This is a genomic window from Ruegeria sp. YKSF070, assembly GCF_059612725.1.
This window is the reverse complement of sequence record NZ_JBXWRD010000027.1, coordinates 28,390-42,372: the sequence shown is the minus strand read 5'-3', so window position 1 is coordinate 42,372 and position 13,983 is coordinate 28,390. Positions and strand designations below refer to the sequence as shown.

The 13,983-nt window shown below is 62.9% G+C and carries 12 protein-coding genes; all 12 read right to left on the bottom strand.

What is annotated here, in order from left to right; all coding sequences use genetic code 11:
* Position 1: 1 nt before the first annotated feature.
* The 12 genes from trbK-alt to AC2FL1_RS14095 all read right to left on the bottom strand — a co-directional run bounded on the left by trbK-alt (position 2) and on the right by AC2FL1_RS14095 (position 13,945).
* A complete protein-coding gene (gene trbK-alt, locus AC2FL1_RS14150) occupies positions 2–268 on the bottom strand; it encodes a putative entry exclusion protein TrbK-alt (RefSeq protein ID WP_496877368.1) in 267 nt (88 codons plus the stop codon).
* Positions 269–282: 14 nt separating this feature from the next.
* Positions 283–1,071, bottom strand: coding sequence for a P-type conjugative transfer protein TrbJ (trbJ, locus tag AC2FL1_RS14145; RefSeq protein ID WP_496877367.1), 789 nt, complete (start codon positions 1,069–1,071; stop codon positions 283–285).
* Positions 1,068–3,563, bottom strand: a complete 2,496-nt coding sequence (trbE, locus tag AC2FL1_RS14140; RefSeq protein WP_496877366.1) for a conjugal transfer protein TrbE — start codon at positions 3,561–3,563, stop codon at positions 1,068–1,070. The genes trbJ and trbE overlap by 4 nt, the downstream gene beginning before the upstream one ends.
* A 10-nt stretch (positions 3,564–3,573) precedes the next feature.
* The gene (locus tag AC2FL1_RS14135) at positions 3,574–3,855 is read right to left on the bottom strand and encodes a VirB3 family type IV secretion system protein (protein WP_050532552.1); all 282 of its coding nucleotides are present in this window, start codon (positions 3,853–3,855) and stop codon (positions 3,574–3,576) included.
* Complete coding sequence (locus tag AC2FL1_RS14130) at positions 3,855–4,187, bottom strand: TrbC/VirB2 family type IV secretion system protein (protein ID WP_050532553.1); 333 nt, start codon at positions 4,185–4,187, stop codon at positions 3,855–3,857. The genes AC2FL1_RS14135 and AC2FL1_RS14130 overlap by 1 nt, the downstream gene beginning before the upstream one ends.
* Positions 4,184–5,134 carry a P-type conjugative transfer ATPase TrbB gene (trbB, locus tag AC2FL1_RS14125; RefSeq protein WP_496877391.1) on the bottom strand — a complete coding sequence of 317 codons (951 nt, stop codon included), beginning with the start codon at positions 5,132–5,134 and terminating at the stop codon, positions 4,184–4,186. The genes AC2FL1_RS14130 and trbB overlap by 4 nt, the downstream gene beginning before the upstream one ends.
* A gap of 198 nt (positions 5,135–5,332) precedes the next feature.
* Entirely contained in the window at positions 5,333–6,298 is a 966-nt protein-coding gene (locus AC2FL1_RS14120; protein WP_496877365.1) for a PD-(D/E)XK motif protein, read from the bottom strand.
* On the bottom strand, positions 6,288–8,498 hold the full coding sequence (locus tag AC2FL1_RS14115; protein WP_496877364.1) for a Z1 domain-containing protein: 2,211 nt from the start codon (positions 8,496–8,498) through the stop codon (positions 6,288–6,290). Before AC2FL1_RS14115 ends, AC2FL1_RS14120 begins: the two co-directional genes overlap by 11 nt.
* A complete protein-coding gene (locus AC2FL1_RS14110; RefSeq protein WP_496877363.1) occupies positions 8,491–10,074 on the bottom strand; it encodes an ATP-binding protein in 1,584 nt (527 codons plus the stop codon). Before AC2FL1_RS14110 ends, AC2FL1_RS14115 begins: the two co-directional genes overlap by 8 nt.
* Position 10,075: 1 nt before the next feature.
* The gene (locus AC2FL1_RS14105; RefSeq protein ID WP_496877362.1) at positions 10,076–11,377 is read right to left on the bottom strand and encodes a DNA cytosine methyltransferase; all 1,302 of its coding nucleotides are present in this window, start codon (positions 11,375–11,377) and stop codon (positions 10,076–10,078) included.
* A gap of 158 nt (positions 11,378–11,535) precedes the next feature.
* Positions 11,536–11,946 (bottom strand): ribbon-helix-helix domain-containing protein, encoded by a 411-nt coding sequence (locus tag AC2FL1_RS14100; RefSeq protein WP_496877361.1) that lies wholly within the window; start codon positions 11,944–11,946, stop codon positions 11,536–11,538.
* A gap of 10 nt (positions 11,947–11,956) precedes the next feature.
* Positions 11,957–13,945, bottom strand: a complete 1,989-nt coding sequence (locus tag AC2FL1_RS14095; protein ID WP_496877360.1) for a conjugal transfer protein TraG — start codon at positions 13,943–13,945, stop codon at positions 11,957–11,959.
* Positions 13,946–13,983 lie beyond the last annotated feature (38 nt).

Below are 13,983 nucleotides of genomic sequence, written 5' to 3'. Positions count from 1 at the left end.
CTCACTCGCCTCCGGTCCGGTCACGTCCGAGGAAGCGGTCGCGGGTTTCGGCCCAGACGGCGAGGCAGTCGGGATCAGAGGCCGCGGCCTCGCCCAGTTCCTGGCACCTCCGTTGTTCGGCCCGCAAGGGATCGACCTCCGGCATGAGTGGAGCCGCCGGACGCACCGCCTGCCCCGCCTCGTCCCGGCCCATCTCCACCACCGCCGCGGTGATCGCGATGGCGACGAAGACGATGGCGGCGATGCGGGCGAGGACCGATCCCTCCATGGGCCTGCCCTCCTTCAGTTGTTGAACATCCGGGCATTGCCGGGCTGGTAGCCCGCGCCCGGGGTGAGGAACCGCTCGCGCTGGATCCAGCCCTGTTCGGCGGCCGCAGACCGCTCAGCCTCGACGAGCGCCGAGGCGCGGCCATTGGCGGCCACGACCGCGATCAGGTCGGCGATCTGCTGGGATTGCAGCGCAAGAAGCTGGTTGCCCGCCTGGGTCGCCTGCAGGGCACCGACGGCGGACTGGCTTTCGCCGACTAGCGCGGAGAGCTCGGCGCGTTGGCCGTCGAGATTGCCGACGACGCCCGCCTGCACGCGCAGCGCGTCCTGCAGCCCGCCGACGGTGTTTTCCCAGCGGGAGCGTGCATCGGCCAGAAGCTGCGCCTCAGGCGCGGCCATGGGGATATTGGCATAGTCCTGCTGGAAGACCTGGTCGATCTGGGCGACATCGAAGGCGATGTTCTGCGCTTGGGACAGAAGCTGTCGGGTCCGGTCCACGTTCTGCTGCAGCGCATGCAGCGAGGAATAGGGCAGGCTCGCGAGGTTGCGCGCCTGGTTCATCAGCATCTGCGCTTCGTTCTGCAGCTGGGTGATCTGGTTGTTGATCTGCTCGAGCGCCCGGGCCGCGGAGAGGATGTTCTCGGCGTGGTTGCGCGGGTCGTAGACGATGCGCCCGCCCCCGCCGAAGAGGAAGGCCTGCACGGGTGTGGCGAAGATCGGTGAAAGACCGATGGGGGCAGCGAGAGCGAGGGCCAAGGCGGAGGCGCTGGCGAGGTGGGACAGGCGATGGGCGGCATGGGTCATGGGGTGGTCTCCTCTGGGGGTTCGGGGGCTTGGGGGATCGGTGCATCCGGAACTTCAGGCTCCGGCGCGAGATTGGTCAGCTCCGGGATCAACTCGGCAGCCCAGCCGACCCCGCGGGCCTCGAGCCAGGCAGCGAGGAAGCCGTCGCGGCCATGTTCCGCGAGGATTTCCGAGATGAGCGCCTGGTCGGATTTGGATGAGGCGGCGCAAAGCGCGAGGCCTACCTCGGACAGGCCCAGCTCGAAGAGCCGGTTGCCGCGCCGCGACTGGCAATAGTAGTCGCGCTTGGGCGTGGCGCGGGCGAGGATCTCGATCTGCCGGTCATTGAGGCCGAAGCGGCGGTAGATCGCGGTGATCTGGGGCTCGATCGCGCGTTCGTTGGGCAGAAGCAGCCGGGTCGGGCAGCTTTCGATAATCGCGGGCGCGATGGCCGAGGCGTCGATGTCGCTCAGCGACTGGGTCGCGAAGATGACCGAGGCGTTCTTCTTGCGCAGCGTCTTCAGCCATTCACGGAGCTGGCCCGCGAAGCCCTCGTCATCGAGCGCGAGCCAACCCTCGTCGATGATCAGAAGCGTCGGTCGGCCGTCGAGCCGGTCGCCGATGCGGTGGAAGAGGTAGGCGAGGACCGCGGGTGCCGCGGCGGTGCCGACCAGCCCTTCGATCTCGAAGGCCTGGACCGAGGCGGCGCCAAGCTCTTCGGTCTCGGCATCGAGCAGCCGCCCATGGGCGCCGCCCAGGCAATAGGGGCGCAGGGCCTGTTTCAGGTCAGAGGATTGCAGCAGGACGGCGAGACCGGTGATCGTGCGCTCGCCGACCGGGGCCGAGGCCAGCGAGGTCAGCGCAGACCAGAGATGCTCTTTCACCTCCGGCGTGATGACGATGCCCTCGCGGGCGAGGATCGCACCGATCCAGCCCGCGGCCCAGCTGCGCTCGGTGGGATCGTCGATCCGGGCGAGCGGTTGGAGGGAGACCGTGGCCTCCGCGCCTTCGGACAGTTCGCCTCCCAGATCATGCCAGTCGCCGCCCATGGCGAGGGTCGCGGCGCGGATCGAACCCCCGAAATCGAAGGCGAAGACCTGTGCGCCCGGGTAGCGGCGGAACTGCAGCGCCATGAGCGCGAGCAGCACCGATTTGCCCGCCCCGGTGGGACCGACCACCAGCGTGTGGCCGACATCGCCCACGTGGAGCGAGAGACGAAACGGCGTCGCGCCCTCGGTCTTGCCATAAAGCAGGGGCGGGCCGTCGAAATGCGCATCCCGCTCCTCCCCTGCCCAGACGGCGGAGAGCGGGATCATATGGGCGAGGTTCAGAGTGGAGATCGGCGGCTGGCGGACATTGGCGTACGCCTGCCCCGGCAGCGAGCCGAGCCAGGCGTCGACGGCGTTGACCGTCTCGACCATGGCGGTGAAGTCCCGACCCTGCACGACCTTCTCGACCAGGCGCAGCTTCTCGTCGGCGCGGCGCGGGTCCTCATCCCAGACAATGAGCGTTGCCGTGACATAGGCCTCGCCCGCGATATCGGCGCCAAGCTCCTGCAAAGCCATGTCGGCATCGGCGGCCTTGTTGGCGGCGTCCGTGTCGACCAGCGCCGATTGCTCGTTGGTCATCACCTCCTTCAGGATCGCGGCGATGGACTTCCGCTTGGCGAACCATTGGCGGCGGATACGCGCGACCATCCGCGCGGCCTCCATCTTGTCCATCAGGATCGCGCGGGTTGCCCAGCGATAGGGAAAGGCCAGCCGGTTGAGATCATCGAGGATCCCGGGCGTGGTGGCCGTCGGGAAGCCCGAGAGGGTCAGGACGCGGAGATGGGCATTCCCCAGCCGCGGCTCGAGCCCGCCGGTCAGCGGCTGATCGGCCAGAAGCGCGTCGAGATAGGCCGGGGTTTCCGGCACGCGGACGCGGTGGGCCTGCGTCGAGATCGTGGAATGCAGGTAGGTCAGCGTTTCGCTGTCACCCATCCAGCGGCATTCGGGCATAATGCCGTCGAAGAGCGCCAGCACACGATCGGTGCGGTCGATGAAGCCGCGGAGCACCTCGCCTGCATCGATGCCGGTCTTGTCGCGGCCTTCGTAAAGCCAGGTCTCGGCCCGCGCGGCCTCCTCTGGGGGCGGCAGGTAGAGAAAGGTCAGCAGATAGTCCGACTGGAAATGCGCCCCCTGCTCGGCGAACCCCGCGCGGCGCTCGGCATCGAGGAGCGCCGAGGCCGGATCGGGAAAGCGGCTGTCGGGATACTCGGCCGCGACCACCCGCTGCGCCTCGACGAAGATCGCCCAGCCCGAACCGAGCCGGCGGAAGGCGTTGTTGATGCGCCCCGCCGCGGCCACGAGTTCCGCCGCGACGGCGCTGTCGAGATCGGGCCCCCGGAACCGGGCCGAGCGCTGCAGGCTGCCATCCTTGTTCAGCACCACGCCGGGCGCCACCATCGCCGCCCAGGGCAGGTAATCCGCCAGCCGCGTCCCTTTCCGGCGATATTCCGCGAGGTTCATCATGGGCGCGCCCTCAAACCTCGAGATGACCGGGCAGCCGCAGATGCCGGCGACCGACCTCGACGAAGAGTGGATCGCGCCGGGCGGCCCAGACCGCCACCAGGTGGCCCAGAAGGCCGATGACGATTCCCGCGACCCAGAGCTGCAGCCCGAGCCCGATGGCCCCGGCCAGCGTGCCGTTCAGGATCGCGAAGGCCCGCGGCGCACCGGCCAGCAGGATCGGCTCGGTCAATGCTCGATGGACCGGGACGGTGAAGCCCGGCACGTCCGCCAGCTGCTCGAACGTGCTATCCATCAGATCAGCGCCCCGCCGCCGAAGCTGAAGAAGCTCAGGAAGAAGGAACTGGCCGCGAAGGCGATGGAGATGCCGAAGACGATCTGGATCAGGCGGCGGAAGCCCCCGGAGGTGTCGCCGAAGGCCAGCGTCAGGCCGGTCACGATGATGATGATCACCGCGATGATCTTGGCGACCGGCCCCTCGATCGACTCGAGGATCGATTGCAGCGGCGCTTCCCAGGGCATGGAAGAGCCTGCCGCCCGGGCGGGTCCGGCCAGCATCAGGGTGACGGTGGCGTAGGTGACGGCGTGCGCGGCCTGCGCGCGCAGCCGGTGAAGGGGTCGGGTCATGAAGGGTCTCCTGTTTCAGTTTCCATCCCGGTCGGCGGCGCCGCCGGTGTGATGCGATAGTCACCGTCCGGTCCCAGCCCCTCGATGCGGGCGAGCTCGGCGAGGTGGCGGTTGGCCCCGCGCCCGGAGAGGACGGCGATGAGATCGATGGTCTCGGCGATGAGGGCGCGCGGCACGGTGATCACGGCCTCCTGGATGAGCTGCTCCATCCGGCGCAGCGCGCCGAGGGCGGAGCCCGCATGGATGGTCCCGATGCCGCCGGGATGGCCGGTGCCCCAGGCCTTCAAGAGGTCCAGCGCCTCGGCCCCGCGCACCTCGCCGATGGGAATGCGGTCGGGGCGCAGGCGCAGCGAGGAGCGGACAAGATCGGAAAGCGAAGCAACGCCGTCCTTGGTGCGCAAAGCGACTAGGTTGGGTGCTGTGCATTGCAGCTCGCGTGTATCCTCGATGATCACGACGCGGTCGGACGATCCGGCCACTTCGGCCAGAAGCGCGTTGGTCAGGGTCGTCTTGCCGGTCGAGGTGCCGCCCGCCACGAGGATATTGGCGCGGGCGGCAACGGCGTCGCGCAACAGCGCCGCCTGGGTCTCGCTCATGATCCCGGAAGCGACATAGTCGGCAAGCGTGAAGACCGCGACGGCGGGTTTGCGGATCGCGAAACAGGGCGCGGTGACCACGGGCGGCAGGAGCCCTTCGAAGCGTTCCCCGGTCTCGGGCAGTTCGGCCGAGACGCGCGGCCGCGCCGCATGCACCTCGGCCCCGACATGATGGGCGACGAGCCGCACGATCCGCTCGCCATCGGCGGGCGAGAGCGTGGCGCCGGTATCGGAGAGCCCTTCGGACAGCCGGTCGATCCAGAGCCGCCCGTCGGGATTGAGCATGACCTCGACGGTCATCGGGTCTTCCAGAAACCCGGCGATGGCGGGCCCGAGCGCCGTGCGCAGCATTCGCGCGCCGCGGGCCATCGCTTCAGGTTTCCGAGCTGCCTCTGCCATGCTTTCCCCGTTCCGTGAGTAGTGGCCGACGGGCGGCCCTGGATCGGGTCCATCAAGAAAACCGGAAACCGGCTGCGCTCAACAGGTCATCAAGGGGCGTAGGGCTCTGGCGTGCAAAGACAGGGAAAAGGGTCAGTTGGACCCGAGTTATCAGATCTCCAAAATCAAAAAACTCAGCACGCTCTGTTGGCGCTCCGATTCGAGCATTTCCTGCTGCTGAAGCCGGAGGTCAAAGCGCACATTGGAAATCGGATCTCCGCCCTCGACGGCCGGCACCGGCAAGGTGCCAGCGTCAAAAAGCGCGATGGATGCGCCGCCCGGCAGCGTGCTTAGGCGCAACTCTGATCCATAGATGTCCGCGCCGCCTTTGCGCAGGCATTGGCGAAAAAACCGGGCGCGGTTCTGGGGATCGTCAAGCGCAGCGTAAACCTCATCGATCAACTCGTAGGCCGCTTCACCACCCGGCAACTCAGTCAGCAAGATGGATGCAATGTAGACCTGAACGTCCGCGTTGGGGCGAAGCTGCTCAAGCGAAAACCGGTGCTGCCGCGCAGACTTAAGGGTCGTCTTCACTTCCAGCGCAAAGCGCTCGGTCATGAAGTCGTAACGGGAACGGGCGGACGATGACCATGCGCGTGCTGCGGCGTTCACATCTTGTGCGGTGCGGATGATGTGCAACTCACCCCAAAGCCCAACCACGTCTTTCAACTCGTCGCTCAGCCGCGCGAAGAGGTCCGCAATCGAAAGGATTTGGTCGCGTACTGCCGCTGCTGAGTGATCCGCGCCGGGCGTCAGGAACGCTTCTTCCAAAAGGCGGAGGAAGACGCGGATGATGTCGGGATCGTCATTGGCAAGGGAAACCAGCGTGTAGGTGCCGGAAAGAGCACTGCCATCCTGAAGCTGGATATCGCAGGGGCACGCGAAGCGAACCTCAACGGCCTTCAGCTTCAGATCAGGCTGGCCATCATCCTCGGCCATCTCGAAGAGCAAATAGGGCTGCCCTTGCGCATCCAAGGAAAGCCAGAGGCCATGTGCACCATCGATCTTGTTCCCGAAGAGATGCTGGCAGGCATCCGGGAAGCGGCGCGCAAGTTCCTGATACGCCTCAAACAGCATCGTCCTCTCGTTCTACCCAAACACGCTCCGCCAGGTGCTCGGGGATGTGCACGGCGAGCACGGGCAAGTCTTCCAGAAGCACGCGGTTCTTGGCGGCATTTTCTAAGTGATAGCGATGAATCTGGAAGGTGATCGTGTCATCGGCCCGGATTTGGCGCGCGCCGGGATAATTGGTGCGCGCGTTGCTACCCTGAAAGAGGTTTCTGATCTTGGGCGGGTCTTTGGTATCAAGACTGCGGCGCGCTTCCACGCCCGACCATGGGCCGGAGAAGGCAAAGACGCTGCACCGCATCTCAGCATCTTCGCTGGCCAGCTTTTCAAGGCCGACCATGATGGCCGAGTGCTGCAAGCTATCGCCGGGGTTCTTGTAGCGGATTTGCCCAATGAAGGGGATTATCTCGCTGAGCGGAATGTCGTCGCTGAACGCAGGAATGGTCTGCTGCTGGTTCCAGCCATGCTGCTTATATTCCCAGAAGTCGAACGCGCCGAGTAGCTGGTTTACTGCTTCGCGGTTATCGGCGACGAAGCCGGTATCCTCATAGGGGTAGTCGGGGTAAATCCACCCCTCCCGCCCGCGCGACTGGTACATGTCGAGCAAGATGACAGAGCGCCGTGTCGGCTGAAGCCTCTGGCTGAGGAACCAGGTGCGCCGCCAGTCCTTCAGGCCGCTCCCATCTTTGATGTGCTTGGAGATCGATGAGCGGACCGATTCCTCGTGGGACACGTAGTCTTGGAACGCTTCGATGTTTTCTGTCGTCAGATAGATGCGGCAGAGGCCAAGATAGCGCTTCTTGTAGCCGAAGAAGCGCGCGCGCTGCTGGATGTTGTCGGCGTTTCCGATGCCGATGGACCTCGGCATGTAGGAGACCGTCAGGCCTTCAACGGTGAAGCCACGGTCCAGGCCGATCCCGCCGACAAGTATCCAGCTATAGTCGCCCTTCCAATCGATGGAGGGGATTTTGGTCTTCTCGCGGGTGTTGAGCTCGGCGATGGCGGTTTCCGACACAGCGTCGAAGAGCAGCGGCTCGATCTGGTTGAAGCCGTAGTTGACCGCGTAGGTCTCGCTCAACCGTTCGAAGGCAGCGCGAAAACCTGCCAGCAAGTCGTCATGGCCGTGATGATCCGGGTCGTCCAAAATGGACGCCCATTCATCGCGCGTGTTCCGCGCCCATCTTGAAAACATGAGATGATCGGCCTTCGGGATGGCCGGATGGATCATCATGGAGCGATTGCCGCCGCCCTGGTCATCTTCTTCGCGCAAGCCGATGGCTACGCCAACGAAGAAGTCTTTCAGGGCCTCCAGCATGCTGGCAGGCGGGCTCGCTGGCGGATCGTCCCTGTCCGGTACATCGGTTTGGGGAATGAGCTCGATGTATTTGTCCGGCCCGTCCACAAAGAACTCTATGCCGCCGACATAGGCGTCGCCGGGTGTCAGCACCGCCCCAAAGTCAGGCGAGAGCGTGTCGATGCGGCTGATCAGAAGCGGCGCTTGCGGTGTGGCAGTGTAGAGAAGATAGCTGTGATGCGGGAAAAGACGGCGCAGCGCCGTGATGCGCGCGTAGGTCGTGCTTTCTTCTTGTTGCAGGGCCTTGGTATTCATCCCCGCTTGGTCGCCTTCGTCATCAATGATGAGCGTCGGCACGTTCGTCAGATCGACCCCGGCGAGCAATGTGGCTAGATGATCAAGATGGCGATGCTCCTTCATGGAGACGATCAGAACAGTGCGCGAGCGCGTGCTCCCCTTGCGCCATTTCGCAAGCTCGCTTTTGACCCGCTCAACCTCAGCACCCTGAAAGCCTTTGTCTCTGGTCGAGAACAGCTTCCAGTTCCGGTTCTTCTCGACTTCCAAGTCCTTCTTCAGACGTTCGAAGGATTGCTCGACCAAGTTGTTAGTCGTTCCGGCCAGAAGAAGGACGATCTGATAGTCATTGTCGTGCGCGAGCGCAGACAGGCTTGTGAAGGAAAGCGTCTTGCCGCTCTGGACATAGCCGATGATCAGGCCAGTATTGTGATCGCCCGGATTCTTCGGATCAGCGCATTGACGCATGATCGACAAGGTTTCCGAGACCAGCCGGGTCTTCTCGACCTCTGAAAGTGATGTGTTTGACTGAAGAAGGCGCGTTAGGGCCGGACCTTGCGCCGGGTTCCATTTGCCGGACGTCTGGCGCTCGTGAATCTGGATAATGCCTTCGTCACTCATCGGGGACAGTCCTCGTCACCAGGTTCTTGAGGATTTCATTGGTGTATTGCCGGATTGCTTTGGGGTGATGCGAGGCAAGTTCCGTGGCGATGACTTCTGACAGTGCCATGGTGGCAGCGATGTTCAGGACCGCCGCAAAACCTTCCGAGTCCAGATTAGGAAACTGCGCCATGAACGGATGGAGCATGGCCACGCGGATCAGCACTTCGCGCGGATCGGGGTCTGTGATGGCTGGTCTGCTTTGGATGGAAAGCCAATCGCTTTCCTTGTCGGCATAGGACAATTCGAGCTTCACGATCCAAGGCGTCCCCCGGAACAAAAACTCAAACTGAAAATCATCGCGCTCACCTTCCGCAACCGCGTCAAGCTGCTCCCCTACATCGGGAAGGTTCGCGTCCGGCGAAGGCTCAGGGCGCGGCGATTGGGCGCTTGGAAACGTCTGCTGCGATGTAACCAGGGCTCTGTGATCGAACTGCTTGGCCACGGCGGGCGCTGCGCTGCGGGCGACCTTGCGCGCGTTGCGCGCGTCCTCCAAGGCCCTGTACTTTTGTGTCTGCTTGATGATCGGCAGGTCTTCGGCGTTCAGGATTTTGTAGAGCTTCCGAAGAAACTCGTCTTCATGCTCGCCCCACTGAACACCGTCCTTGGTATGCGAGACACTGAAGCCCTTCAGATGGATTTCGCCAAAGATGCGCTGCGATTCATAGCTATTTGGCCGCTTGAAAATGTCGGCAGGCCGGTAGGTTTCATCAGCGCTGCCAAGGACCAGTCTATTGCGCCGGAAGAGCGCGAGGCCAGCAAGGCGGGTATCGGCCTTCTCCCGGATAGCAACGAAGCCGGTAGCTGATTTTCCTGGCCCGAGATCGATGTCGATATCGCGCTTCCAAGTGATCTGTGGTCCATCGGGGTCTTTGTAGGATGGCGTGACCAAAACCTTGGGCTCGTCGTATCTAAGGCGCTCACCGTCCACAAAGAGTTCCAGCGCGCCTGATCGTAGGAAGATGCGGTAGATGCTGGCCAGATGCTCTTTGATCTTGCCGATGGTCCGGCCCTTTGGAAAGCGGCGAATGTCTTCCAGCCGGATTTCCGTGTAGTGCTTGTCTTCGGACGCAACCGAAGTGACGACATTCAACTCTTCGATGCTGTCATGGACGATGTGATCGATATCGAAGAAGACAGTGCGCTCGTCTCTTTCTCCAAGTGCACTGGAGCGGACGCTCCATTTCGGCGCGAACCAGCATGCCGCGCTCTTCATGCCCATGCCGAACTCGGACAGACCCGTTGCATCAGGTGGGATTTCGGCAGGCCGGAAGGCACGTTGATAGTCAGATGAGGCAATGCCGGCAGCGTTGTCGAGAACCACGATCCGGCTGTCGTCCGCATCGAAGGTGATATCGACCCGCAAAACGTAGGAACCGCCCGAAGTGGCTTCTAAGTCCTTGCGACGCGAGATACTGCTCTGGATCGAGTTATCAACGAACTCGGCCAAGGCATACCACGCCTTGTAGTTAAGGTGCGGCAGCACCGAAAGGACGTTCACACCGGGCCGGATATTGACCGTGTTTAGGCGGCTCATATTACTCTGCGGCAACGGCCCGCTGTACGGACTCCGCTGCATCTTCTCTGGTGACAAGGGCGGCGAAGATGCGCTTCACAACTTCAACATTTACGGCATTGCCAAAGGCTTTATAGGCACCGTTCTTGGTGCTTGGCAAATGGGTGAGCTCAAGGCTTTGCAGGCGGCTGCATTCACGCGGCGTCATATAGCGCCGCTCCCATCCGATGATGGGAACTTGACTCGTTGTCATCGCAATGAGTGAGGGAGCAGTATCGGCCTTTTTGATGCGAATGCCGCTCGCCCGGAATTGGATAACGTGTTTCCAGATATCCCGCGCTCCGCCTTTAATATTCCATTCGAGCTTCTGAAAGCTGGGCGGGAAGGACCTAATCTGGTCAATCCAAGGATCGATGATTGATCTGTGCTCGGCGTAGAAGGCGCGGTTCTTTTCGATGAAATCAATCTTCCATGCCGGAAAGTGCTCAAGCTTTGTGCGGGCATAGCCTGGAAGCGCAGCTTCAGTCTCTTCGGCCGATAGTCCCTTCAAGGACTGCCCGAATGCGCCCTTATACCGGCCAAGCCGACGAAATCCGCGCTCATACGGTGTCAGGCCATCTAGGGGATAATCTGCACCGAATTCCATCGCCCAAATCGGGAATGACGGCAGTTCCATATTTTTCGGGAACGCCGCCACGAATTCCTGCCAGATGGTAAGATAATGGACATGGCTTGGGCTCAGGTGCAGAGCATCCTCGGGGCTATTGTCTAAGACGGACGAAATGGAAAGCTGCGCCGCGTCTTCTGGCACCGGCCAGGAAAAGCCGCCAAGCCCTTCGCGGTCGCCAATGATGAAGGCGCGTTCACGCTTTTGCGGCACCCCGAACATATGCGGGGACAAGCGCGCAAAATCGACATCATAGTCGAGCGCGCGCAGCCGGGTGCAGATATTCTGCCACGTCCTGCCGCCGTCATGGCGGACAAGGTTTGGCACATTTTCGATGATGAAGAAGCGCGGTTCCTTCAGACGCAAAATGTCGATCACGTAATCGATGAGGTCGCCCCATTGGGGGCATTGCAGGCCTTTCTGCTCGCCAGCCTTGGAGAACGGCTGGCAGGGAAAGCCTGCGCAAAGGACATCATGATCAGGGATTGAAGGAATATCGACGCTGCGGATATCGCCGTGGGGCTTTGTACCATAGTTCTTCTCGTACAAAGCGGCCAGATCGGCGTTGATCTCCGAGGCGAACACGCACTCACCGCCTGACGCGCTCAGCGCCTGATGAAATCCGCCCAGACCGGCGAAAAGATCGATGAAGTTCATCTGGGCCAAGGCACTCAAGCTCGCAGTCTAGAAGTTTCAGTTGGGCGTTGGCGATATCCTTGAAGGCCAAGCGTTTTCCCGACACACGATATAGACACACTTCACAACGTCAACGCAAAACCTGCCAATCAGTATGGTAAAGTACGACTTTCTCGGGACTACCGCTTCGCCTGCGCATCACCGACTATCTCATCCGCAAACCACCGCCCCTTCTGCACCCGCTTGCCCAAGGTCTCGACGAACCCGTCGAACCGCTCGCGGCCCTTGGCCTGTGCCGCGGCTTGCTTCTCAGGCGCAATCGGTGGGGTGATGGTGAGCCAGAAGCGGACGAAGAGCGCGAGGGTCTCGGTCGTGATCCGCTGGTCGCGCTCCAGACGCGCGACCTGGCGTGAGAGGCGGTCGAGGCGGCGCGTCAGGGCGGCCTCCCGCATGTCGGAATGATCGGGCGAGAGGAAGGACTCGACGGCCGCTTCGACGATGGCGGAGCGGGTCACCCGTTTCCGGTCGGCGATGTCGTTGATCCGCCCGATCAACTCGGCTGGCAGGGAGAGGTTGAGACGGTCCCGCATGGATTTGCCCTCAGAGATCGATGCCGTCGTTGCGGTCCATCGAAGCCTGCCGGGCCACCTGCCCCATCTGCTTGCGCAGGGCCCGCCGTTGCCGTGCCGCCTCCTCCGGTTCGTCATCGAGCATCATCTCGAACTCGCGCGCTGGTTCTGTCGTCTTTTCCGGGGCTGTAGCCACATGCTCAGGCAAGTCAGGTTCCCGACGCGGGCCTGCATTCGCCTCATCAGCTTCACCCGACGGCGCCGACGCGCGCAAAGGCGTAGCGGCTTCGATGGTCGGGAGAGATGACCATGGATCATCCTGCATCATCGGCATGCCTTGCTCCGGTTCTGGCGGCCCAACCACGCGATCAACAAACCGCTTGTCCTCGAAATACCGCGCCTTCTTTGCCCGGATCGGCGGGCAGCCTGCGACCATGACGATCTCGTCCTCTGGCGGCAGCTGCATAATCTCGCCGGGCGTCATGAGTTGGCGCGCAGTTTCGGAGCGCGAGACCATGAGGTGACCCAGCCAGGGTGCCAACCGGTGGCCCGCGTAGTTCCTCATCGCCTTCAACTCGGTTGCCGTACCAAGGGCATCCGAGACACGCTTGGCAGTCCGTTCATCATTGGTCGCGAAGCTCACCCGGACGTGGCAATTGTCGAGGATGGCGTTGTTCTGGCCATAGGCCTTCTCGATCTGATTGAGCGACTGCGCGATCAGGAAGCTCTTGATCCCGTAGCCCGCCATGAAGGCCAGCGCACTTTCGAAGAAATCGAGCCGCCCGAGTGCGGGGAATTCGTCGAGCATCATCAAGACGCGATGACGACGGCGGGTGTCCTTCAGGTCCTCCGTCAATCGGCGGCCGATCTGGTTCAGCACCAGGCGGATCAGCGGCTTGGTGCGCGAGATGTCCGAGGGCGGCACGACGAGGTAAAGGGTCGTCGGGTGTTCTGCACCGATAAGGTCGTCGATCCGCCAGTCGCAGCGCCGTGTCACATGGGCGACGACGGGATCGCGGTAGAGGCCAAGGAAGGACATCGCCGTCGAGAGAACGCCCGAGCGTTCGTTGTCGGACTTGTTCAGAAGCTCCCGCGCGGTCGAGGCAATGACCGGATGCGGGCCGGCCCCTCCCAGATGACGCGCCGCCATCATGGTTTCGAGCGTCTGCTCGATCGGGCGGCGTGGGTCGGAGAGGAAGGCGGCAACGCCGGCCAGTGTCTTGTCGGGTTCGGCATAAAGCACATGCAGGATCGCGCCGACCAGCAGTGAGTGCGAGGTCTTTTCCCAATGGTTTCGCTTCTCCAGAGACCCTTCGGGATCGACAAGTACATCGGCCACGTTCTGAACATCGCGTACCTCCCACTCGCCCCGGCGAACTTCGAGCAGCGGGTTGTAGGCGGCCGAGGTCAGGCTGGTTGGATCGAAGCGCAGCACCCGGCCATGGCGCGCGCGGAACCCGGCCGTCAGGTCCCAGTTTTCGCCCTTGATGTCATGGACAATGGCGGAGCCCGGCCAGGTCAGCAGCGACGGGACAACGATGCCAACCCCCTTGCCCGACCGGGTCGGCGCGAAGCAGAGCACATGCTCCGGCCCGTCATGGCGCAGGTAGTCCTGATCCAGCTTGCCGAGCACGACACCATCGGAACTCAGCAGCCCGGCGGCCTCGACCTCGGCCCTGTTCGCCCAGCGGGCCGAACCATAGGTATCGACGTCGGCGGCCTCGCGCGCCCGGATGACGGACATGGTGATGGCCACGGCGATGGAGATGAACCCGCCCGAGGCCGCGATCGCGCCGCCCTCCCAGAAGACCGTTCGCGCATAGGCGTCGTAGAAGTACCACCACCAGAAGAATGCAGGGGGCGGGTAGATCGGCAGGCCGAAGGCCTCGAACCATGGGCTGCCCAGCTGCGCCTGAAACCCCAGCCGCCAGGCGACCCATTGCGTTGCGCCCCAGGTCGTCGTGAGCACGATCAGGAAGACAGCGAGGATCTGGCCCCAGAGGATTTTCGTAGCGGTCATACGGGTATGGTCGAACCATCAAATCCAGATGCAACCTT